Genomic DNA, 21029 nt, shown 5'->3' with positions numbered 1-21029 from the left:
CGCCACATCAGCTACGGCGTGCGCGAATTCGGCATGGCCGCCATCATGAACGGGGTGGCGCTGCATGGCGGTTTCATTCCCTATGGCGGCACTTTCCTCACCTTCAGCGACTACAGCCGCAACGCGATTCGCATGGCTGCGCTCATGAAGCTGCGCGTGGTGCATGTGTTCACGCATGACAGCATTGGCCTGGGCGAAGACGGACCCACGCACCAGTCGATCGAACACGCCGCGTCGCTGCGCCTGATCCCGAACCTGGATGTCTGGCGCCCCGGCGACAGCGCCGAGACGGCCGTGGCCTGGGCGGTGGCGCTGCAAAACAAGACCAAGCCCACGGCCTTGCTGCTCTCGCGGCAAAACATCATTTACGCCCCCAAAGCCAGCTTGGGCGACATCAGCAAAGGCGCCTACGTGCTGGCCGAACCGACTGAAGTGGGCCTGAAGAAAAAGGCGCAAGCGGTCATCATTGCCACCGGCTCCGAGGTTCAGTTGGCTTTGAGGGCACAAGAGCTGCTGGCGCAGCGCAAGATTGCCGTGCGCGTGGTCTCCATGCCCAGCACCACCACGTTTGACCAGCAGGATGCCGCCTTTAAAACCGCTGTGCTGCCCAAGGGCTTGCCGCGCATTGCCGTCGAAATGGGTGTCAGTGGTGGCTGGTGGCAATACGGCTGCGCGGCGGTGGTGGGCATCGACAGCTTCGGCGAGTCGGCACCGGCGCCGGTGTTGTTCAAGCACTTTGGCTTTACCCCGGAAAACGTCGCGGACACGGTGGAAAAAGTGCTGCGAAAATAACCTGGTAAGTTTTTTGTTTTAACTCAAGGAATCATCATGACGATCAAGATTGGTATCAACGGCTTTGGCCGCATCGGCCGCAACGTGTTTCGCTCTGCCATCCAGAATTTCAGCGACATCGAAGTCGTCGGCATCAATGACCTGCTGGAGCCCGCCTACCTGGCTTACATGCTGCAATACGACAGCGTGCACGGCCGTTTCAAGGGTGAGGTTTCAGTCGAAGGCAGCACGTTGGTCGTCAACGGCAAAAAGATTCGCTTGACGCAAGAGCGCGACCCGGCCAACTTGAAGTGGAACGAAGTGGGTGCTGATGTCGTGATCGAATCCACCGGCATCTTTCTGGACCAGGCGGGTGCCCAAAAACACCTTGATGCTGGCGCTAAAAAGGTCATTTTGTCGGCACCCTCAAAGGACGACACGCCGATGTTCGTCTTTGGTGTGAACGACAAGAGCTACGCTGGCCAGGCCATCATTTCCAACGCTTCCTGCACCACCAACTGCCTGGCGCCGCTGGCCATGGTGATCAACAACAAGTTTGGCATCAAGCGCGGCCTGATGACCACGGTGCACGCCGCCACTGCCACGCAGAAAACGGTGGATGGCCCGAGCAACAAAGACTGGCGCGGTGGCCGTGGCATTCTGGAAAACATCATCCCCAGCAGCACTGGTGCCGCCAAGGCCGTGGGCAAGGTGATTCCCGAACTCAACAAGAAGCTCACCGGCATGTCGTTCCGTGTGCCGACCTCCGACGTGAGCGTGGTTGACCTGACGGTAGAGCTCAACACCAGCGCCACCATGGCTGAAATCTGCGCCGAGATCAAGGCGCACGCCGAAGGCGACCTGAAAGGCATTCTGGGCTATACCGACGAAAAAGTGGTGGCCACCGACTTCCGTGGTGAAACCCGCACCAGCGTGTTTGACGCTGATGCCAGCATTGCGCTGGACGGCACCTTTGTCAAACTGGTCGCCTGGTACGACAACGAGTGGGGCTACTCCAACAAGTGCCTGGAAATGGTGCGCGTGGTCACCAAGTAAGCCCAAACGGCTATCAACCCAATAAGGGCGCCTGCGGGCGCCTTTTTTGATGTGTGGACTGCCGCGTCGCGAAAGCCCGGCTGTAAGAATTCACGCCGCCGCGCGACTGGTATATTTCCGGCCAACCCCGACGGAGTCCTATTGCATGAAGCTGTCATTCCTTGTCGCGCTTACCCTCAGCCTGGCGCTGCCCACTCTGGCACAGGCCGATTGGGCTAAAACAGAAAAGGAGGCCAAAGGCCAGACCGTCTATTTCAACGCCTGGGGCGGCAGCGAGGCCACCAACGCCTACCTTGCCTGGGCCGCCAAAGAGGTGAAGTCGCGTTACGGTGTGGAGGTCAAGCACGTCAAGGTCACCGACACCGCCGAGGTCGTCAAGCGCGTGTAAACCGAGTTGGCTGCAGGCCGCAAAACCGATGGCTCGGTCGATCTGATGTGGGTCAATGGCGAGAATTTCCGCAATCTCAAACAAGCCATTCTGTTGTTTGGCCCGTGGGCCGAGAGCCTGCCCAACTGGGGTCTGGTGGACCTGAACAAACCGGTGCGCAACGACTTTTCTGTGCCCACGCAGGGCTTTGAGGCACCTTGGGGCACAGCGCAGCTCACCTTCATCGCCGACCGTGCCAAAACGCCGGTGGCACCGCGCTCGGCTGCCGAGCTGTTGACCTTTGCCCAAGCCGCCGGACTTTCACGGCACCACCTTTGTCAAGCAACTGCTGCTCGAACTCAGCCTTGACCGCGCCGCGCTGCAACAAGCGGAAAACCCGCAGGCCTTTGCGCTGGCGACCCAGCCGCTGTGGGCCCACCTTGACCAGCTGCACACGCATCTGTGGCGCAACGGCAAGCCCTTTCCGGTCAACGCCCGGGCCCGCGCCGGTGCCCAGGTGGTGGCCAATTTCCTGCTGTCAGCCGAGGCGCAGGCACGCAAGGCCGACATCAGCGTGTGGGGTGACGGCACGGTGCTCGACATCGGCAAAATCCCGGCACCGTTGCAGGCCACCATGCGTACCACCGCGCCCGGCGCCCTGACCGAGCGCGTGCCCACGCTGGCCGAGCCGCACGCCAGCTGGGTCGAGGCGCTGGAGGCCGAGTGGCTGAAACGCTACGGTTCGCGCTAAACCGGGGGCAGTGGCTGGCGTTGGTGCTGGTGGCGCTGATTTTTGGTCCGCTGCTGCCCGGACTGTTCTGGGCACTGGCGCCGGCGCTGGACGGCACCGTCTGGCTCGGCTTGTGGTCAGATGCCCAATGGCCGCAAGCCTTACGCGCCACGCTGGTGTTTTCTTTTTTTGGCAGCGCGATGGCACTGGCACTGGCGATGCTGCTGGCAAGCTGGCATTACCCCGGCACGCTTTGGCACACGCTGCAGCGGCGCCTGCCCCTGCTGTTGGCTTTGCCCCATGCGGCGTTTGCGGTGGGGCTGTTTTTTTTGCTGGCGCCGTCGGGCTGGCTGGCGCGCGGCGTGGCACAGTTGGTGGGCTGGGTCAGCCCGCCCGACTGGATCACGGTGCAAGACCCCTACGGCCTGAGCCTGGCGCTGGCTCACCGACCCTGACGTGGCCATGCAGGCCCGTGGTGCCGCCGCATCGCTGGTGCTGCTCGCGCTTTTGCTGTTGGCGGCCACCTTGGTGCGCGGGCTCTGGCAAGGGTACCAGCGGCACCTGCCTGATCCCGACGGTTTGCGCCAGCCGGCAGCGGTACGGCACGGGTTGAATCTGCACACGCCGCTATTTTTGACCGGTTATGCGGTGCTGGCCGTGTTGCTGCTCTGGTCGTTTGCCGAGACCTGGTTTTTTCCGGCGCTGTGGCCTGACGGCTTGTCTTGGCAGAGCTGGCGCACTGCAGACTGGGCACCTTTTTGGACCACGCTGTGGCTGGCGGCAGCGGCCAGCCTGTTGTGCCTGCCGGCCGCACTGGTCTGGCTGGAATGGGGCCGCAACGCCTGAACGCCGCGCTCTACCTGCCGCTCATCGTACCCGCCATGCCGCTGGTGGCGGCGCAATATGCAGCGCTGCTGAACCTGCAGCTTGACGGCACTGCGGTCGGCCTGGTCTGGAGCCATTTGCTGTGGGTGCTGCCCTACATGGTGCTGACGCTGGTGGGCGCCTACCGCGCTTTCGATGCGCGCCTGCTGGTCAGCGCCCGCGCGCTTGGGTGTACCCGGCCGCAAGCCTGCCTGCGCGTGAAGTGGCCGCTGCTGGTGCGCCCGATTCTGGCCACTTTTGCCGTCGGTTTTGCCGTGAGCGTGGCCCAATACCTGCCGACCCTGTTTACCTGCGGTGGCCGTTTTGTCACCGTGACCACCGAGGCCGTGGCCTTGAGCGCCGGCGGCAACCGGCGTGTGCTGGCGGTGCAGGCGCTGCTGCAAATTGCCCTGCCAGTGGCTGCCTTTGCCCTGGCCGCCTTGATTCCCCACTGGCTGGCCCGACACCGCAAGGGATTGCGCTGACATGCTGAACATCAAAAACCTGATCCTCACGCGCGGCGCGACTGCGCTGCTTGAAAACTTCAACCTGACGGTCAATCCCGGCGAAATTGTGACCGTGGCGGGGGCATCCGGCTCGGGCAAATCGACCCCGCCTTCCATGCCACCGGCGAGCTGTGGCTGAACGAGCGGCGCATTGACAGCCTGCCCATCGAGCAACGCCAATTGGGCTTGTTGTTTCAGGACGACCTGTTGTTTGGGCACTTGAGCGTGGGGCAAAACCTCGCCTTTGCGCTGCCGGGGCAGTTTGCAGGCAGCCGGGAGCGCCGCCGCATTGAGCAAACGCTCACCGACACGGGTCTGGCAGGTTTTCATGAGCGCGACCCGGCCACCTTGTCAGGCGGGCAACGGGCCAGGGTGAGCCTGATGCGCACGCTGCTGGTCACCCATGACCCGGCCGACGTGCCACCCGGTGGACGCGTCATCGAGGTTGGTGACTGGCAGAGCTGACGCGTCGAGAAATGTCATTGCGAACGCAGTGACGCAATCCATGACCCCGGAAGTCATGGATCGCCACGCTTCGCTCGCGATGACGAAGTCTCTGTTCAAGGCCCGTGTGCGGTATCGGACCAGATACGGCGGGCTCGCGATGACGGTTCAAGGTCCGTGTGCGGTATCGGGCCGGGTACGGGGGGCTCGCAATGACGACTGTGTTTCATCATTTGCGGCGGCTGAGTTGCCAGTTAGATGTTGGCCGCTCGCGGCCTGACTTTCGATGCCGCCAGCTTGGCGTTGACGCGCGCCTGCGCAATGTCGGCATGCGCCGCCAGCGCCACGCCCATGCGGCGTTTGACGAAGCTCTCGGGCTTGCCGAACAGGCGGATATCGGTGCCGGGAACGCGCAGCGCCTCATCCACCCCGTCAAAGACGATGCCCTTGGCGTCGATGCCACCGTAAATCACGGCGCTGGCGCCGGGGTTGCGCAGCGCGGTGTTGACCGGCAGGCCCAGAATGGCGCGGGCATGCAGCTCGAACTCGCTTTGCCATTGGGTGGTGAGTGTGACCAGCCCGGTGTCGTGCGGGCGCGGGCTCACCTCGCTGAACCACACCTGCTCGCCCTTGATGAACAGCTCGACACCAAAAATCCCCAAGCCTGAGGCCTGGCCGTCGAGCTCGATGCCGAGGTCGTCGGTGACGGTCTTTGCAATCTGGCGGGCTTTTTCCAGCGCCGCCGGATGCATCGGGTGCGGCTGCCAGCTCTCCACGTAGTCGCCGTTGACCTGCACGTGGCCCACGGGCGCGCAGAAATGGGTTTCGATCTGGCCGTTGGCACCCTTGGCGCGCACCGTGAGCAGGGTGATTTCGTAATCGAAGTCGATGAAGCCTTCCACAATCACGCGGCCGTGGCTGACACGGCCACCGGCCATGGCATGGTCCCAGGCGGCCTGCACATCGGCCGGGCCATTGAGCTTGCTTTGGCCCTTGCCGCTGGAACTCATCACCGGTTTGACGATACAGGGGTAGCCAATGCCGGGCTTGCCATCTGCGCCGTCGATGGCGGCTTGCAACTCGGCCAGCGAGTCGCAAAACCGGTAGCGGCTGGTCGGCAGACCCAGGGTCTCAGCGGCGAGGCGGCGAATGCCTTCGCGGTCCATGGTCAGGCGGGCGGCGCGCGCGGTCGGGATCACGCGCACCAAGCCGGTGGCTTCCAGCACTTCGAGCATGGGGGTGGCAATGGCCTCGATCTCGGGCACCACCAGGTCGGGCTTTTCTTCTTCGATCAGCTCCCGTAGCAAGGCCGGGTCGCTCATCACCACGGTACGGGCGTGGTGTGCCACCTGCTGGCCGGGCGCGTGGTCATAACGGTCCACGGCAATCGTTTCGACGCCCAGGCGCTGCAGCGCGATGATGACTTCCTTGCCCAGTTCGCCGCTGCCGAGCAGCATGACTCGGGTGGCGTTGGGGGACAGGGGGGTGCCGATGGTGGTCATGGTGTTTGCGCGTTGCCGCGTCCAGGTTGGGTTAAAAGGGAAGTTTTTAATTCTATTCAACCTGGATTGCGCAATCGGGTGAAATGATGGTTTGATGGCAGGGCTTGGGTGTTGATGAATCTCGGTGGTCGTGCCGCCCACGAGTTGACGCCTTGCCGGGACCCTTCGCGCCTCGGCGACAATTCCGCCATGCCTGAAGCCATCCTCTCTGTTCAACATCTGGTCAAGCGCTATGGCGATGCCACGGTGGTCAACGACCTGTCTTTTGCCATTGCGCCGGGCGAATGCCTGGGCGTGATCGGCCCCAACGGCGCCGGCAAAACCACCACCATCCGCATGTGCCTGGGGCTGACCGTGCCCGATCAAGGCACCGTGACGGCCTTTGGCCTGCCCATGCCGCGTGACGCGCTGGCCATCAAGACGCAGCTGGGCGTGGTGAGCCAGCTCGACACGCTTGACCCCGACTTCAGTTGCGCCGAGAACCTGCTGGTCTATGGCCGCTATTTCGGCATGAAAGACGCGCAGATTCGCGAGCGCATTCCGTCGCTGCTCGAATTTGCCTCGCTGACCGGTAAAGCCAACGCCAAACCGGGCGAGTTGTCGGGCGGCATGAAGCGCCGCCTGAGTCTGGCGCGGGCCTTGGTCAACAACCCGCGCCTGCTGCTGCTCGACGAGCCCACCACCGGCCTGGACCCGCAGGCGCGCCACCTGATGTGGGAACGCCTGCAATTGCTGCTGCAAGAGGGTAAGTCAATTTTGCTGACGACGCACTTCATGGACGAGGCCGAGCGCTTGTGCCACCGGTTGGTGGTGGTGGACCATGGCAAGAAAATTGCCGAAGGCGCACCGCGCGACCTGATCAAGCAGTACCTCGAGCCCGAGGTGGTTGAGGTGTTTGGCAGCGGTGCACTGGCGCTGGTGGATTTGCCGCTCTCGGGCCTGGCGGTGCGCGTTGAGGTGAGTGGTGAAACCGTGTTTTTCTACACCCGGGACGCCAAGCCGCTGCTGCTGGCACTGGCTGCCTACCCACAGCTGCGCACGCTGCACCGACCGGCCAATCTGGAAGATTTGTTTCTGAAATTGACCGGCCGGCAAATCCGGGAGGACGCATGAGCACCGCCATCAAGCTGTCGCCCTGGCGCGCTCCCAAACTGTCCATGCGCTGGTGGCCGGTGTTTTTACGCAACTGGCTGGTCTGGAAAAAGCTGGCCATTCCGAGCCTGGTCGGCAACATTGCCGAGCCACTGATGTGGCTGGTGGCCTTTGGCTACGGCATGGGCGCGCTGGTGGGCAAGGTCACAGTGGACGGCGTGCAGGTGCCCTACATTTTGTTTCTGGCCAGCGGCTCGATCTGCATGAGCGCCATGAATGCCGCCAGTTTCGAGGCGCTGTATTCGGCGTTCAGCAGGATGCACGTGCAAAAAACCTGGGACGGCATCATGAACGCGCCGGTCAATCTGGACGACATCGTGCTGGCCGAAATGCTGTGGGCCGCGTTCAAGTCGGTCTTTACCGTGACGGCCATTCTGTGTGTGATGCTGGCGCTTGGCATCAGTTACAGCCCCAAGTTGCTGCTGGCCTGGCCGGTGCTGTTGGGTGTGGGCATTACCTTCAGCTGCGTGGCGTTGATTTTTAATGCGTTGGCCAAGGGCTACGACTTTTTCACCTATTACTTCACGCTGTTTTTGACACCCATGATGTTTTTGAGTGGCATTTTTTTCCCGCTGGCGCAGTTGCCGCCGCTGGTGCGTGAGATTTCACAGTGGCTGCCGTTGACCAACGCGGTCGCGCTGGTGCGGCCCTTGTTCATGGACCAGTGGCCCGCAGACTGGCTGCGGCCGCTGGCGGTGCTGGCGACTTACGCGGGCTTGGGCTTCTGGGTGGCACTGGCGCTCACGCGCAAGCGCTTTCGGGCTTGAAGCACCAGATGGCCTGCCCGATGATGCGTTGACATTTTTGAAAGATGGACTGAACTTGACTGACTTTGCTGAAAAAATCCAGGAGCCGCGCTTGTGGCGCTCTGACGGCTGGACCGCCCGTGTGGTCAAAAACGAAGACGACGACGGTTGGGCCGTGGCCATGTTCAAGGACGGTGAGTCAGAGCCCGCGCTGGTGGGGCCCTGGACCATGGGGCGTGACAAAAAGAACCCCAAGCCGCTCGACATCAACGCCTTTCATACGCTGGTCAAAACCGCCCGTGAATTTGTGCGCCGCAGCGAGCAGCAACGGCACGCCGAGCTGCATCAAAGCATCACCGTGACGGCCGGATCAACCCGCGTCACCGTGTGTCTCGACATCGTGCCCGATGAAGACAACCCTTATGCCATGCTGAGCGCCAAAGACGAGGGTGATGAGTTGCTGGCCGAGGTGCGCGTGGCGCCGTCCTTCAAGCTCAATCGCAGCATCGCGGTGGCGTGGGCCGAGGGCGGCTTTGTTCGGCCGGGGGAGCGTTAGCCTGCTTCCAGGTCAGCCAGCCTTGCCTTTGTGGCGACTTGCTCGGCGGCATCCAGAAACTTGGTAGCGCGTGCCCGCAGCCGCAACACTGGCAAAGAGATCAGCGCGCCTGGTCATGACTAAAAATTCATCGGTTTAAAGGCGCCGTCAAACATGCCTGGCGCAGGCTTGCGTCAAAGGCAGCGCTTTGTTGCAACAGCATCAGGCTGTGTGCCGCGACCCGCATGCCCGCGCTGCCCTGCCGGTCGCTTTGACCGCGCGGTTGGCTGGTGTCGAGCAGGGCCTGCCATTGACCGCACGGCAAGAGACAGGTTTCTTCGGTGGCGCCCGCGTTGCAAAGTAGCAGCAACGGGGTGGCGCTGCGACCGGGTTTGCCGATGAGGCAGGCCAGCGTGCGGACGTTGGCCTGGTGCCAGCCATCGTCTTGCAACATGCCGCCGTCAAAGTTCAACCATGACACGTCATACTGGCCGGTGGCGTCGGCAATGCCGTTGTACCAGCGGTTGGCAAAGGGTTGCAATTGGTGCCTGAGACCGATCACATATTGGGTGAAGGCCAGCAAATCAGGGTCTGATGCCAACCAGTCGATCCAGCTGGTGGCGTTGTCCTGGCAATAGGGGTTGTTGTTGCCATTTTGGCTATGGCCGAGTTCGTCGCCGGCGCAGAGCATGGGCGTGCCCTGGGCCAGCAAGGTGTTGGCCAGCAGCACGCGCTGCAGCCGGGCGCGAAATTGCTGCACCACCGGGTCGTCGCTGGGGCCTTCCTCGCCGCAGTTGAAGCTCAGGTTGTCGTTGTGGCCGTCGCGGTTGTCCTCGAGGTTGGCCTCGTTGTGGCGCTGGTTGTAACTGACCAGGTCGAGCAAGGTAAAGCCGTCGTGCGACACCACGTAGTTCACCGACTTGGCCGGCGCGCGGCGGCGCTCCTGGTACAGGTCGGACGAGCCGCACAGGCGCATGGCAAAGTCGCCGCGCGTGCAGCCCGATGGCATCTTATTGCCGGCGGCGGCACCCTGAACCCAGAAACGGCGGGTGCAGTCGCGGAATTTGTCGTTCCATTCGAGCCAACCGCGCGGGAAGCCGCCCACCTGGTAGCCGCCCGGGCCGGTGTCCCAGGGCTCGGCGATCATCTTGACGTGCGACAGTGCCGGGTCTTGCGCCATGGCCGCAAAAAAGGCGGCCTGGGTACTGAAGCCGGAGTCGGTGCGGCCCAGCACTGGCGCCAGGTCGAAGCGGAAGCCATCGACGTGCATGTCTTCCACCCAATAGCGCAGGCTGTCCATCACCATTTGCAGCACCTTGGGCTGGCGCAGGTTCAGCGTGTTGCCGCAACCGCTGTAGTTTTCGTAGCGACTTGGGTCGTCCGGCGGCAAACGGTAATAGCTGGCGTTGTCGAGCCCCCTGAAACTGAGGGTGGGGCCGGCCTCGTCGGCCTCTGCGGTGTGGTTATAGACCACGTCCAGAATGACTTCGAGCCCCCCCGCGTGCAGGGCGCGCACCATGCTGCGGAATTCGTCGCGTGCGAGCAGCCCGCCCTGGCCGCTCGCCAGTTGCGGGTTGACGCAAAAAAAGCCGAGGGTGTTGTAGCCCCAGTAGTTGCTGAGGCCCTGGCTGACCAGGCGCTCTTCGCTGAGGCTGTACTGCACCGGCAGCAGACTGATGGCGGTGACGCCCAAATCTTTGAGGTGCTTGACGGCGGCCGGGTGCGCCAGCCCGGCGTAGCTGCCGCGCAGCTCGGGCGGGATGGCTGGGTTGAGTTTGGAGAAGCCCTTGACGTGGCATTCGTAGAGCACGGTGTCGGCCAGCGTGATGCCCGGGATGGCGTCGTCGCCCCAGTCAAAGTGGTCATCGGTGACGCGGGCTTTGAGCGCATGGGCGGCGTTGTCGTGGCTGTCCTTGTGCGCGGGGTGCAGGCGGTCGGGGCTGAAGTGTTCGGGGCGCCAGTCGAACTGGCCCACGATGTCGCGCGCGTAGGGGTCGAGCAGCAGTTTGCTGGCATCAAAGCGGTGCCCTTGGTCGGGCCGCCAGGGGCCGTGCGCGCGCAGGCCATAGACCAGGCCGGGTTGCGCCCCCGGCAGGTAGCCGTGCCAGACATCGACGGTTTGGCATGGCAAGGGCATGCGCGCCAGTTCGTGTTGGCCCTCGGCGTCGAACAGGCACAGCTCGATGGCTTGGGCATGCGTTGAAAACACGGCAAAGTTGACGCCGTGGCCGTCAAAATGCGCACCCATCGGCCAGGGGTGGCCGTGTTGCAGGCTAGTAGTTCGTTTCATCAAAAAGCTTGCAAAATGAAATCGATGAATTTTTCAGGCTGGCTAGGCGCGAGGAGGCGACATAGCCGTAGCTATGGCAACGACGAGCAACAACGCCAGGATGGAAAAGACACGATTTCATGTAAGTGTTTTGGTGAAACGGACTACCAGTGGTCAAGCGGTCCATTCAAGAAATACGGTGGCCAAGGGGGGGAGCGTGAGCAGGATCGAGCACGGCTTGCCGTGCCAGGGCGTGGCTTCGCTGGCGGCGCAGCCAAATGGCGTGCCGACATTGCTGCCGCCGTAATGCTCTGAATCCGTGTTGAGCACCTCGCGGTAGCTGCCCGCGCGCGGCACGCCCAGACGGTAGCCTGGCCAGACTTGCGGCGTGAAGTTGCACACCACCACGGTGAAGGTGTTGGCATCCAGGCCATGACGCACAAAGCTCAACACCGAGCGGGCGGCGTCGCTGTGGTCGATCCACTCGAAGCCCGCCGGCACGAAGTCCTGTTGGTACAGCGCGGGGGTGGCGCGGTACAGCGTGTTGAGGTCGCGCACCAGGCGCTGCACGCCCGCGTGCGCCGGGTTCTCCAGCAAATGCCAGTCGAGGCTCTGGTCATGGTTCCATTCGCGTTCCTGGGCAAATTCGCAGCCCATGAACAGCAATTTTTTACCGGGGTGGCCAAACATGTAGCCCAGAAAAGCGCGCACGTTGGCCAGTTGCTGCCAGCGGTCGCCCGGCATTTTGCCCAGCAGCGAGCCTTTGCCGTGCACCACTTCATCGTGCGAGATCGGCAGCACAAAATTTTCGTTGAAGGCATAGACCAGACTGAATGTCATCTCGCCCTGGTGGTGTTGGCGGTAGAGCGGGTCGCGCGCCATGTAGGCCAGGCTGTCGTGCATCCAGCCCATGTTCCACTTGTAGTGAAAGCCCAGTCCGCCAGCATAAGTGGGGCGTGACACCGCCGGGTAGGCGGTGGACTCCTCGGCCAGCGTGATGGCCTGCGGGCACTCCACCCCGACCACCTCGTTGACGCGCTTCAGGAAGGCAATGGCCTCCAGGTTTTCGCGACCCCCGTGCACATTGGGAATCCACTCGCCAGCCTTGCGGCTGTAGTCGCGGTAAAGCATGGAGGCCACTGCATCGACGCGCAGGCCATCGACGCCAAAACGCTCCAGCCAGTACAGCGCGTTGCCGACCAGGAAGTTGCTGACCTCGGTTCGGCCGAGGTTATAGATCAGCGTGTTCCAGTCCTGATGAAAGCCTTCGCGCGGGTCGGCGTATTCGTAGAGGTGCGTGCCGTCGAAGTTCGCCAGCCCGTGGGCGTCGCTGGGAAAGTGCGCCGGCACCCAGTCCAGAATCAGCCCGATGCCGGCGGCATGGCAGCGTGCCACCAAGCGGCCAAAGCCGTCGGCGTCGCCAAAACGGGACGTGGGCGCGTACAGGCCGACGGGTTGGTAGCCCCAGGAGCCGTCAAACGGGTGCTCGCTGATGGGCATGAGTTCCAAGTGGGTGAAGCCCATGTCTTGCGCGTAGGGAATCAGCGCGTCGGCGAGTTCGTCCCAGCTGAGCCAGCGGTTGCCTTCTTCGGCGACGCGGCGCCACGAACCCAGGTGCACCTCGTAAATGCTCACCGGAGCATCCAGCGCGTTGGCTTGTTTGCGTTGCACGGACGGCGTAGTTTTGGCGGGCAATTGAGCCACGCGGCTGGCCGTGGCCGGGCGCAGCTCGGCTTGCAGCGCGTAGGGGTCGGCGCGGGCCGGCAAGACCTCGCCGCTGTGCGTGCGAATCTCGAATTTGTAGAGTGCGCCCTTGGGCACGCCGGGGATGAAGAGCTCCCAGACGCCGCATTCACGGCGCAAGCGCATCGGATGACGGCGGCCGTCCCAATGGTTGAAGTCACCGACCACGCTGACCCGCGAGGCGTTGGGTGCCCACACCGCAAAGCGCGTGCCGTCCACGCCGAGCATGACTCCCGGGTGTGCGCCGAGTACCTCGAAGGGGCGCAAATGCGTGCCTTCGCCGAGCAGCCACACATCGAGTTCGCCAAGTACCAGCGGAAAGCGGTACGGGTCGTCGAGGATGCTGCTCAGGCCGCTTTCCCACTGCACCTGCAGTCGATAGGGGGTATCGGGCGCGGCCTTGACCTTGCCTTCGAAAAAACCGGCGGAACGCGGCTTGAGCTGTGCTGCCAATGCAGCGTCGGCATCAAGCACCGCGACGCTGCTGGCGCTGGGCAAAAAACAGCGCACCGAGGTTTGCCCGTCCCGGGTCGCATGCGGCCCGAGCACGGCGAACGGGTCACCGTGGCTGGCGTTGCAGATCATCTCGATGGTGTGGTGGCGCAACATGGCAAGAGGCTCGGGTGGTGTTGTTGTTTGGCGTTTGCAATCTGGCCGGCTCAGTCGGGTATTGGCGCAACCCGCCAGATGTCGCGCGCGTATTGGCCAATGGTACGGTCTGACGAAAAAACGCCCATGCCCGCCACGTTGCGAATGGCGCGCTGGCACCACAAATCGGGCTGGCTGTAGAGCGCGTCCACCTTGGCCTGGGTGGCGACATAGGACGCATAGTCGGCCAGCAGCAGGTAGTGGTCGCCGCCCCACACCAGCGAATTAACCAAGGCGCGGTATCGCTCGGGGTCGTCCGGAGAAAACTGGCCGTCGCCAATGGCATCGAGCACGGCTTTGAGCTCGGGGTTGTCCTGGTAGTGCTGCAGCGGGTGGTAGCCCTCGAGCCGCAGTTGGCGTACTTCGGGTGTTTTCAGGCCAAAGATGAAAATGTTGTCGTCGCCGACCTGTTGCCGGATTTCGATGTTGGCACCGTCGTCGGTGCCGATGGTCAGGGCGCCGTTGAGCGCCAGTTTCATGTTGCCGGTGCCCGAAGCCTCGGTGCCCGCGGTAGAGATTTGCTCGGACAGGTCGGCGCCCGGCATGATGACCTCGGCCACCGAGACGCCGTAGTTGGGCAGGAATACCAGCTTGAGCTTGTCGCCAATGCGTGGGTCGTTGTTGATGGTCAGGCCGACATCGTGAATCAGCCGGATGATCGACTTGGCCACCTGGTAGCTCGATGCAGCCTTGCCGGCAAAAATGACCGTGCGCGGCACCCAGGGCGCATCAGGGTTGGCCAGAATGGCCTGGTAGCGGCTGACCACATGGAGCACATTGAGCAATTGCCGCTTGTACTCGTGGATGCGCTTGACCTGCACGTCAAACAGGCTGTCCGGGCTGACCTGCACCCCGGTGACTTGCGCGATGAAGTCGGCAAGCCGCACTTTGTTGGCGCGCTTGATGGCCATGAATTTGCCGGCAAACGCCGCATCGCCCTGGCAGCTTTCGAGCCGCTTCAACTGGTCGAGGTCGAGCCGCCAGGCTTTGCCCAGCGTCTCGTCGAGCAAGGTGGCCAGGCCGGGGTTGGCCTGCGCCAGCCAGCGTCGTGGCGTGACGCCATTGGTCATGTTGGTGAAGCGCTTGGGCCACAGCGCCGCGAAGTCGGCAAAAATCGTGTGCACCAATAGCTCGGAGTGCAATGCCGACACGCCATTGACCTGGTGGCTGCCGACCACCGACAAGTGCGCCATACGCACCCGGCGCTCGCCGGTTTCGTCGATCAGCGACAAGCGCTTCAGGAAGTCGTGGTCGCCGGGGCGAAAGCGCGCGGCCATGTCCAGAAATTCCTTGTTGATGCGGAAAATGATTTCCATGTGCCGTGGCAACACTTGCTGAATCAGGCTCAGCGGCCAGGTCTCCAGCGCCTCGGGCATCAGGGTGTGGTTGGTGTAAGAGAAGGTTTTGCCACACAGCGCCCAGGCGCGATCCCAGTCAAAAGCGTGCTCGTCGCACAAAATGCGCATCAACTCGGCCACACCAATGGCCGGATGCGTGTCGTTGAGGTGGATGGCGACGTGCTCGGCCAGGTTGTCCAGCGAGGGGTGTTCGGCCAGGTGGCGACAGATCAGGTCCTGCATCGAGGCGGCGACAAAGAAATACTCCTGCTTGAGGCGCAACTCGCGGCCCGCGGGCGTGCTGTCGTTGGGGTACAGCACCCAGGAGATGTTCTCGTACTCGTTTTTGGCAAAAGCGGCGCGGGCGTAGTCGCCGGCGTTGAAAACGCCCAGGTCAATGTGGTCGGGCGCGACCGCTTTCCACAAGCGCAGGGTGCTGACCTTTTCGGTGCCGTGGCCCGGCACCACCATGTCATAAGCTTTGGCTGCAACTTCACCATCGTGTTTCCATGTCACCTGGCCATCAAGGTGCACCACGCTGCCGCCAAAACGCACCGTGTAAGTCAGGTCGGCCCGCGGGAACTCCCAGGGGGTGCCGTCCTTGAGCCAGGAGTCGGGGTACTCGACCTGGTTGCCATCCTGGATATCCTGGGCAAACATGCCGTACTCATAGCGAATGCCGTAGCCAAAGGACGGCAGGCCCAGCGTGGCCATGGAGTCCAGAAAGCACGCCGCCAGCCGCCCCAGGCCGCCGTTGCCCAAGGCTGCGTCGGGCTCATGGCCGGCAATGTCTTCGAGCCGCTGGGCATGCTGCGTCAGACCTGCGGCGGCGCCTTCGGTGAGATTCAAGGCGGCCAGTGCGTTGGACAGGGTTCGCCCCATCAAAAACTCCATCGACAAATAGACCACGCGGCGTGCCTTTTGCGCTTTCTCTTTCGCCTGCGTGTACACCCAGCGTTTGGAGAGTTGCGCGCGCGCCACCTGGGCCGTGGCTTGCATCAAGTCGCTGGGTGAGGCGCTGCCTGGCGCCACCCCGATGGTGTGCAGCAGGTGGGCGTTGATTTGCTCGGGCAGCGGGGCGGAGAGGGGCGTGGCGGAAACGTTCAACTGGATTCCTTCGGACTTTTGGCAATAGAGGGGCAAAGCCGTATTTTGCACGCCAATTCGTGTTGGGTTTACTGTGCGGTTACCACGGTTAGCCCGCGGGTCTTGCCAGCTCTCTATAATCGCGCCCATTCCGAGGAGCGTTGCAGCTCACGCCGGGGGCAAAAACCCGGCGCTGAGTGAGGCTCGGTACCCGCTGCGGCCCTGCCTGGCGTTTCACAACGGCGCTCACCCACAACGCGTGAGGTGAGGTTTTTTCCGCCTGGCGTGCTGTGGTTGTCACCTTAACCACTGGAGTGAACCATGAACGCCGCATCAAAAAAACCTGCAAAAACAAACGATTTCATCATTGCCGACATTGGCCTTGCCGCCTGGGGCCGTAAAGAGCTCAACATTGCCGAGACCGAAATGCCGGGCCTGATGGCCATCCGCGAAGAATTTGCCAAAGAGCAGCCGCTCAAGGGCGCGCGCATCACCGGTAGCCTGCACATGACGATCCAGACTGCGGTGTTGATCGAAACCCTGACCGCGCTGGGCGCCGAGGTGCGCTGGGCTTCGTGCAATATTTACTCCACGCAAGACCACGCCGCTGCCGCCATTGCCGCCGACGGCATTCCGGTGTTCGCGATCAAGGGCGAGTCGCTGGCCGATTACTGGGACTACACCCACCGCATTTTCGAATTCGGCGGCAAAAAAGGCACGGCGGCCGAAGGCCCCAACATGATCCTGGACGACGGCGGCGACGCCACGCTGCTGATGCACCTGGGCACCAAGGCCGAGAAAAATCCCAAGCTGCTCGACAACCCGACCAGCGAGGAAGAAACCTGCCTGTACGCCGTCATCAAGGCCAAGCTCAAGCTTGATTCGACCTGGTACAGCCGCCGCATCAAGCACATCATCGGCGTGACCGAAGAAACCACCACCGGCGTGCACCGCCTGAACGACATGTCGGCCAAGGGTGAGCTGATGCTGCGCGCCATCAACGTCAACGACTCGGTGACCAAGAGCAAGTTCGACAACCTGTACGGCTGCCGCGAGTCTTTGGTGGACGGCATCAAGCGCGCCACCGACGTGATGATTGCCGGCAAGGTGGCGGTGGTGGCTGGCTACGGTGATGTCGGCAAGGGCTGCGCCCAGGCGCTGCGTGCCCTGAGCGCCCAAGTGTGGGTGACCGAGATCGACCCCATCAACGCGCTGCAAGCGGCCATGGAAGGCTTCAAGGTGGTGACGATGGAATACGCCGCCGACAAGTGCGACATTTTTGTCACGGCCACCGGCAACCTGAACGTGATCAACTACAAGCACATGGCGGCCATGAAAGATCAGGCGATTGTGTGCAACATCGGTCACTTCGACAATGAAATCGACGTGGCATCGCTGTCCAAATGCAAGTGGGAAGAGATCAAGCCACAAGTCGATCATGTGATCTTCCCGGCCAAGGGCAAGACACCGGCCAAGCGCATCATCCTGCTGGCCAAGGGCCGCCTGGTGAACCTGGGTTGCGGCACCGGTCACCCCAGCTTTGTCATGAGCTCCAGCTTTGCCAACCAGACCATTGCCCAGATCGAGCTGTTCACCAAGCCCAAGGCCTACAAGGTCGGGCAGGTCTATGTGTTGCCCAAGCTTCTGGACGAAAAAGTGGCGCGCCTGCACCTGAAAAAAGTGGGCGTGCAACTGTCAGAACTGACCGACGAGCAAGCCGCCTACATCGGCGTGAGCAAGTCCGGCCCGTACAAAGCCGACGCTTACCGTTACTAAGCAGCGCATGCGCATTGACCAATTGCTGGTGCAGCGCGGCCTGGCCAGCACCCGCTCTCAGGCCCAGCGCCTGATTGCCGGGGGCGTGGCGTGGCAGCAAGGCACTGACTGGCGACGTGTGGCCAAAAATGGCGACGACGTGGCCGAAGATGCCGAACTGCGCCTGCTTGACGACTCGGAGGCGCGCTATGTGTCGCGCGGCGGCCTCAAATTGGAGGCGGCCTTGCAACAGGTGGGTTTGTCAGTTGGCGGCTTCCGGTGCCTGGACGTGGGTCAAAGCACGGGTGGTTTCACCGACTGCCTGTTGCAACAAGGGGCCAGATTCGTGGTGGGCGTCGATGTGGGCAGCGCCCAGTTGCACCCCAAGCTGCATGCCGATCCCCGCGTCTTGTGCGTGCAAGGTGTGAACGCCCGGGCGCTGCAAGCCGCTGACCTGGTGGCTGCCTTTGAGGAAAGTACCGGGGTGGAGGGCCAGTTTGATCTTGAAGAAGACGATGGCGCATTGGACCAGGCATTCGTCCCCGAGTTTGATTTGATCGTGGCCGATTTGTCGTTCATCTCGCAAACGCTGGTGTTGCCCGCCGTGGTGCCCTTGCTCAAAGCAGGCGGCACGCTGCTGACGCTGGTCAAACCCCAGTTCGAACTGCAACCCGGCCAAGTGGGCAAGGGCGGCATTGTGAAGGATGCGGCGCTGTACCTGCTGGTCGAGCAGCGTTTGCGCGAAGCCTGTGCCGGATTGGGTTTGACGGTGACGCACTGGTTTGACTCACCCATCACCGGCGGCGACGGCAACCGAGAATTTTTTATCGGCGCGAGCAAAGGCGCAGCATCCTGAAACCACGCGGGACAGGTCGCCGCGCCAATCGGCAGCACCGGCGTTGTCCCCATTACTTTAGAAGATTGTCATGACTTCCAGTGCCAGCTTTCCTGTCAGTGTCGAGTTTTTTCCGCCCAAGACGCCCGAGGGTGTCGAGAAGCTTCGTGTGGTTCGCCAGCAGCTTTATGCACTCAAGCCCGAATTTTGCTCGGTGACCTTTGGTGCTGGCGGCTCCACACAAGAAGGCACCTTTGGCACGGTGCGCGACATTTTGAGCGAGGGCGTCAGCGCCGCTTCGCACTTCTCGTGCATTGGCGCCACGCGCGTGCGGGTGCGCGAGCAGCTGGCGACGCTCAAGGCCATGGGCGTGAAGCGTCTGGTGGCGCTGCGTGGCGATTTGCCAAGCGGTTACGGCACCGGGGGTGAGTTTCATTACGCCAGCGACCTGGTGGCTTTTATCCGTGCAGAAATGCCTGACGACTTCCACATCGACGTGGCAGCCTACCCCGAAATGCATCCGCAAGCCAAATCACCCGCGAGCGACCTGAGCGCTTTTGCCGCCAAGGTGCAGGCTGGGGCAGACTCGGCCATCACGCAGTACTTTTTCAACGCCGATGCCTATTTCCAGTTTGTCGAGGATGCCGATTCCTTGGGCGTGAGCGTGCCGGTGGTGCCAGGCATCATGCCCATCGCCAGTTCATCGCAACTGATGCGTTTCAGCGATGCCTGTGGTGCCGAGATTCCGCGCTGGATCAGGCTGCGCCTGCAGAGCTTTGCTGACGACAGCGCCTCCATCAAGGCCTTTGGCCTGGATGTGGTGACGGCTTTGTGCGAGCAACTGCGCGCTGGTGGCGCCCCCGGGCTGCACTTTTACAGCATGAACCAGAGCGCGCCAACGCTGGAGATTTGCAAGCGGCTGGGACTTTGACGTATTAACTGATTAGCGCCCGTACACATCCTCAAAGCGCACGATGTCGTCTTCGCCCAGATAAGAGCCCGACTGCACCTCGATCATTTCCAGGGGCACGCGGCCCGGGTTTTCCAGGCGGTGGGTGGTGCCTAGCGGAATGAAGGTGGATTCGTTTTCCGACAACAAAAAGCTGTCGTCACCCTTGGTGACCTTGGCGGTGCCGCTGACCACAATCCAGTGCTCGGCACGGTGGTGATGCATTTGCAGCGACAGCGTGCCGCCCGGTTTGACGACAATGCGCTTGACCTGAAAACGCTCACCCGCATCCACGCCGTCGTACCAGCCCCAAGGGCGAAACACCTTGCGGTGGATGCTGCCTTCAGAACGGCCTTTGGCCTTGAGCGCATCCACAATCTTTTTCACCTCCTGGGTGGTGTCCTTGTGCGATACCAAAATGGCATCGGCCGTTTCCACCACCACCAGGTCGCGCACGCCAACGCAGGCAATCAAGCGGCCCTCGGAGAGCGCCAGCGTGTTTTCGCAATCCTGCAGTAGCACGTCGCCCTGGATCACGTTGCCATGCTTGTCTTTGGGAAGCACTTGCCACAAAGCATCCCAGGCGCCGACATCAGACCAGCCAGCGCTCAGGGGCAATACAACGCCGACAGGTAATTCGGCTGCGCCCGCCTGGCCACTGGCGGCAATGCGCTCCATGACGGCGTAATCAATCGAGTCGCCAGGGCATTGTGCAAAGGCATCCTTGCCGACGCGGACAAAGTCGCCATCGGTTTGGCCCTGGTCCCAAGCGGTCTGGCAGGCGGTCAGAATGTCAGGCCGGCAGTGCCCCATGGCGGCCAGCCAGACCGAGGCGCGCATCATGAACAAACCGCTGTTCCACAGATAGCTGCCCTCTGCCAGGTAAGCCTGCGCGGTGGCCAGGTCGGGCTTCTCGACAAAACGCTTGATCACATGGGCGTCTGTGCCGTTCGCGCCGCCGTAGGTATCGCCTGACTGGATATAGCCGTAGCCTGTTTCAGGGGCATCGGGCGTGATGCCAAAAGTCACCACGGCACCGGCTTCGGCCAAAGCCGCGCCCTGGCTGACCACGTGCTGGAAGGCTGCGATGTCGGTAATCACATGGTCAGCAGGCATGACCAGCAGCACCGGATCGACTTGATTTTTTTGCGCTGCCAACGCCGCGATCGTCAGCGCCGGCGCCGTATTCCGGCCACATGGCTCCAGCACCACGGTACCGTTTTGGCCAAGCAGACGGAGTTGTTCGGCGATGACAAAACGGTATTCTTCGTTGCACACGACCATGGGCTGCACCAGTTCAACGCCAGGCGTTCCCTGCACGCGCCGCACGGTGGCTTGCAGCAGCGAGTCGTCGCCAACCAAACTGAGCAATTGTTTGGGGTATTTTTCGCGCGAGAGCGGCCACAGGCGGGTGCCGGAGCCACCGGAGAGGACCACGGGCTGGATTAAAACGGTTGGTGTCATGTTGAAAAGCCCTTGTAAATCAGGTTAATTGTTGGCAGTACCAAAGCGTAACAGAGCGGATTTGTCACCACGACAGCTGATTCTGGACAACGACAAGTGTTCCCCGTCATGGCGAACGCAGCCGTCATGGCGACAGTAGCCGTCATTGCGAACGACGTGAAGCAATCCATGACTTCCAACAGCATAGACTGCCGCGCTTCGCTTTCCATGAACATCCCCGTCATTGCGAACGAAGTGACGCAATCCATGTCCCCGGAAGTCATGGATCGC

The 21029-nt window shown here is 62.3% G+C and carries 21 protein-coding genes and 1 riboswitch; of the genes, 16 read left to right on the top strand and 5 right to left on the bottom strand.

The features are described 5' to 3' along the window. The 10 genes from IBX54_RS05570 to IBX54_RS05525 all read left to right on the top strand — a co-directional run. A partial coding sequence (locus tag IBX54_RS05570) for a transketolase C-terminal domain-containing protein (protein ID WP_296541671.1) occupies positions 1–792 on the top strand: 792 nt, incomplete at its 5' end. A 36-nt stretch (positions 793–828) separates the two neighbouring features. Next, complete coding sequence (gap, locus tag IBX54_RS05565; RefSeq protein WP_296541670.1) at positions 829–1827, top strand: type I glyceraldehyde-3-phosphate dehydrogenase; 999 nt, start codon at positions 829–831, stop codon at positions 1825–1827. 145 nt (positions 1828–1972) lie between these two features. Further along, a complete protein-coding gene (locus IBX54_RS05560; protein ID WP_296541669.1) occupies positions 1973–2215 on the top strand; it encodes a hypothetical protein in 243 nt (80 codons plus the stop codon). Between the two features lie 6 nt (positions 2216–2221). Beyond that, positions 2222–2563, top strand: a complete 342-nt coding sequence (locus IBX54_RS05555) for a hypothetical protein (RefSeq protein ID WP_296541668.1) — start codon at positions 2222–2224, stop codon at positions 2561–2563. Next, positions 2496–2945, top strand: a complete 450-nt coding sequence (locus IBX54_RS05550) for a hypothetical protein (protein ID WP_296541667.1) — start codon at positions 2496–2498, stop codon at positions 2943–2945. The genes IBX54_RS05555 and IBX54_RS05550 overlap by 68 nt, the downstream gene beginning before the upstream one ends. Continuing rightward, positions 2918–3379: a hypothetical protein gene (locus IBX54_RS05545; RefSeq protein ID WP_296541666.1), complete on the top strand. Its 462-nt coding sequence runs from the start codon at positions 2918–2920 to the stop codon at positions 3377–3379. Before IBX54_RS05550 ends, IBX54_RS05545 begins: the two co-directional genes overlap by 28 nt. 1 nt (position 3380) lies before the next feature. Then, positions 3381–3770: a hypothetical protein gene (locus tag IBX54_RS05540; RefSeq protein ID WP_296541665.1), complete on the top strand. Its 390-nt coding sequence runs from the start codon at positions 3381–3383 to the stop codon at positions 3768–3770. After that, positions 3752–4273: an ABC transporter permease subunit gene (locus IBX54_RS05535; protein WP_296541664.1), complete on the top strand. Its 522-nt coding sequence runs from the start codon at positions 3752–3754 to the stop codon at positions 4271–4273. The genes IBX54_RS05540 and IBX54_RS05535 overlap by 19 nt, the downstream gene beginning before the upstream one ends. A 1-nt stretch (position 4274) precedes the next feature. Next, complete coding sequence (locus IBX54_RS05530) at positions 4275–4433, top strand: ATP-binding cassette domain-containing protein (RefSeq protein WP_296541663.1); 159 nt, start codon at positions 4275–4277, stop codon at positions 4431–4433. Next, positions 4379–4759, top strand: coding sequence for an ATP-binding cassette domain-containing protein (locus tag IBX54_RS05525; protein ID WP_367141814.1), 381 nt, complete (start codon positions 4379–4381; stop codon positions 4757–4759). The genes IBX54_RS05530 and IBX54_RS05525 overlap by 55 nt, the downstream gene beginning before the upstream one ends. Before the next feature lie 233 nt (positions 4760–4992). Here IBX54_RS05525 and purT read toward each other — a convergent pair whose 3' ends face one another. Continuing rightward, positions 4993–6240, bottom strand: a complete 1248-nt coding sequence (gene purT, locus IBX54_RS05520) for a formate-dependent phosphoribosylglycinamide formyltransferase (RefSeq protein ID WP_296541662.1) — start codon at positions 6238–6240, stop codon at positions 4993–4995. 189 nt (positions 6241–6429) lie between these two features. Between purT and IBX54_RS05515 the strand changes: the two genes are divergently transcribed. From IBX54_RS05515 to IBX54_RS05505, 3 genes are read left to right on the top strand one after another with little or no spacing between them, the layout of a single operon-like run. Beyond that, positions 6430–7353, top strand: a complete 924-nt coding sequence (locus IBX54_RS05515; protein ID WP_296541661.1) for an ATP-binding cassette domain-containing protein — start codon at positions 6430–6432, stop codon at positions 7351–7353. After that, positions 7350–8159 (top strand): ABC transporter permease, encoded by an 810-nt coding sequence (locus tag IBX54_RS05510; protein ID WP_296541660.1) that lies wholly within the window; start codon positions 7350–7352, stop codon positions 8157–8159. Before IBX54_RS05515 ends, IBX54_RS05510 begins: the two co-directional genes overlap by 4 nt. Positions 8160–8208: 49 nt before the next feature. After that, positions 8209–8694 carry a hypothetical protein gene (locus IBX54_RS05505; protein ID WP_296541672.1) on the top strand — a complete coding sequence of 162 codons (486 nt, stop codon included), beginning with the start codon at positions 8209–8211 and terminating at the stop codon, positions 8692–8694. Positions 8695–8821: 127 nt separating this feature from the next. Here the strand turns inward: IBX54_RS05505 and glgX are convergent, their stop codons facing one another. From glgX to IBX54_RS05490, 3 genes are all read right to left on the bottom strand, one after another. Beyond that, entirely contained in the window at positions 8822–10963 is a 2142-nt protein-coding gene (glgX, locus tag IBX54_RS05500) for a glycogen debranching protein GlgX (RefSeq protein WP_296541659.1), read from the bottom strand. Between the two features lie 153 nt (positions 10964–11116). Beyond that, positions 11117–13294, bottom strand: coding sequence for a 1,4-alpha-glucan branching protein GlgB (gene glgB, locus IBX54_RS05495; RefSeq protein ID WP_296541658.1), 2178 nt, complete (start codon positions 13292–13294; stop codon positions 11117–11119). Positions 13295–13344: 50 nt separating this feature from the next. Next, positions 13345–15777 (bottom strand): glycogen/starch/alpha-glucan phosphorylase, encoded by a 2433-nt coding sequence (locus tag IBX54_RS05490; protein ID WP_296541657.1) that lies wholly within the window; start codon positions 15775–15777, stop codon positions 13345–13347. Positions 15778–15903: 126 nt separating this feature from the next. Further along, positions 15904–16011: riboswitch (S-adenosyl-L-homocysteine riboswitch) on the top strand. A gap of 66 nt (positions 16012–16077) precedes the next feature. Here IBX54_RS05490 and ahcY point away from each other — a divergent pair. The 3 genes from ahcY to metF all read left to right on the top strand — a co-directional run bounded on the left by ahcY (position 16078) and on the right by metF (position 19277). Continuing rightward, positions 16078–17532, top strand: coding sequence for an adenosylhomocysteinase (ahcY, locus tag IBX54_RS05485; RefSeq protein ID WP_296541656.1), 1455 nt, complete (start codon positions 16078–16080; stop codon positions 17530–17532). Between the two features lie 7 nt (positions 17533–17539). Further along, the gene (locus tag IBX54_RS05480) at positions 17540–18367 is read left to right on the top strand and encodes a TlyA family RNA methyltransferase (RefSeq protein WP_296541655.1); all 828 of its coding nucleotides are present in this window, start codon (positions 17540–17542) and stop codon (positions 18365–18367) included. A 70-nt stretch (positions 18368–18437) separates the two neighbouring features. Further along, a complete protein-coding gene (gene metF / locus IBX54_RS05475; RefSeq protein WP_296541654.1) occupies positions 18438–19277 on the top strand; it encodes a methylenetetrahydrofolate reductase [NAD(P)H] in 840 nt (279 codons plus the stop codon). A 12-nt stretch (positions 19278–19289) separates the two neighbouring features. On the opposite strand, the gene IBX54_RS05470 is transcribed toward metF, so the two are convergent. Continuing rightward, the gene (locus IBX54_RS05470) at positions 19290–20759 is read right to left on the bottom strand and encodes a mannose-1-phosphate guanylyltransferase/mannose-6-phosphate isomerase (RefSeq protein ID WP_296541653.1); all 1470 of its coding nucleotides are present in this window, start codon (positions 20757–20759) and stop codon (positions 19290–19292) included. Between the last annotated feature and the right edge of the window lie 270 nt (positions 20760–21029).

This window comes from Rhodoferax sp. (assembly GCF_014859475.1).
Taxonomy (GTDB): Bacteria; Pseudomonadota; Gammaproteobacteria; order Burkholderiales; family Burkholderiaceae_C; genus Rhodoferax.
The sequence above is the reverse complement of the archived record's forward strand: the minus strand, read 5'-3'. Positions and strand labels throughout refer to the sequence as shown.

Bases quoted from the DNA above. Each gene is read 5' to 3' on its own strand.
- gap (WP_296541670.1), top strand. From the start codon at position 829: ATGACGATCAAGATTGGTATCAACGGCTTTGGCCGCATCGGCCGCAAC.
- IBX54_RS05560 (WP_296541669.1), top strand. From the start codon at position 1,973: ATGAAGCTGTCATTCCTTGTCGCGCTTACCCTCAGCCTGGCGCTGCCC.
- IBX54_RS05535 (WP_296541664.1), top strand. From the start codon at position 3,752: ATGGGGCCGCAACGCCTGAACGCCGCGCTCTACCTGCCGCTCATCGTA.
- IBX54_RS05530 (WP_296541663.1), top strand. From the start codon at position 4,275: ATGCTGAACATCAAAAACCTGATCCTCACGCGCGGCGCGACTGCGCTG.
- purT (WP_296541662.1), bottom strand. From the start codon at position 6,240: ATGACCACCATCGGCACCCCCCTGTCCCCCAACGCCACCCGAGTCATG.
- IBX54_RS05515 (WP_296541661.1), top strand. From the start codon at position 6,430: ATGCCTGAAGCCATCCTCTCTGTTCAACATCTGGTCAAGCGCTATGGC.
- IBX54_RS05510 (WP_296541660.1), top strand. From the start codon at position 7,350: ATGAGCACCGCCATCAAGCTGTCGCCCTGGCGCGCTCCCAAACTGTCC.
- glgX (WP_296541659.1), bottom strand. From the start codon at position 10,963: ATGAAACGAACTACTAGCCTGCAACACGGCCACCCCTGGCCGATGGGT.
- glgB (WP_296541658.1), bottom strand. From the start codon at position 13,294: ATGTTGCGCCACCACACCATCGAGATGATCTGCAACGCCAGCCACGGT.
- ahcY (WP_296541656.1), top strand. From the start codon at position 16,078: ATGAACGCCGCATCAAAAAAACCTGCAAAAACAAACGATTTCATCATT.
- IBX54_RS05480 (WP_296541655.1), top strand. From the start codon at position 17,540: ATGCGCATTGACCAATTGCTGGTGCAGCGCGGCCTGGCCAGCACCCGC.
- metF (WP_296541654.1), top strand. From the start codon at position 18,438: ATGACTTCCAGTGCCAGCTTTCCTGTCAGTGTCGAGTTTTTTCCGCCC.
- IBX54_RS05470 (WP_296541653.1), bottom strand. From the start codon at position 20,759: ATGACACCAACCGTTTTAATCCAGCCCGTGGTCCTCTCCGGTGGCTCC.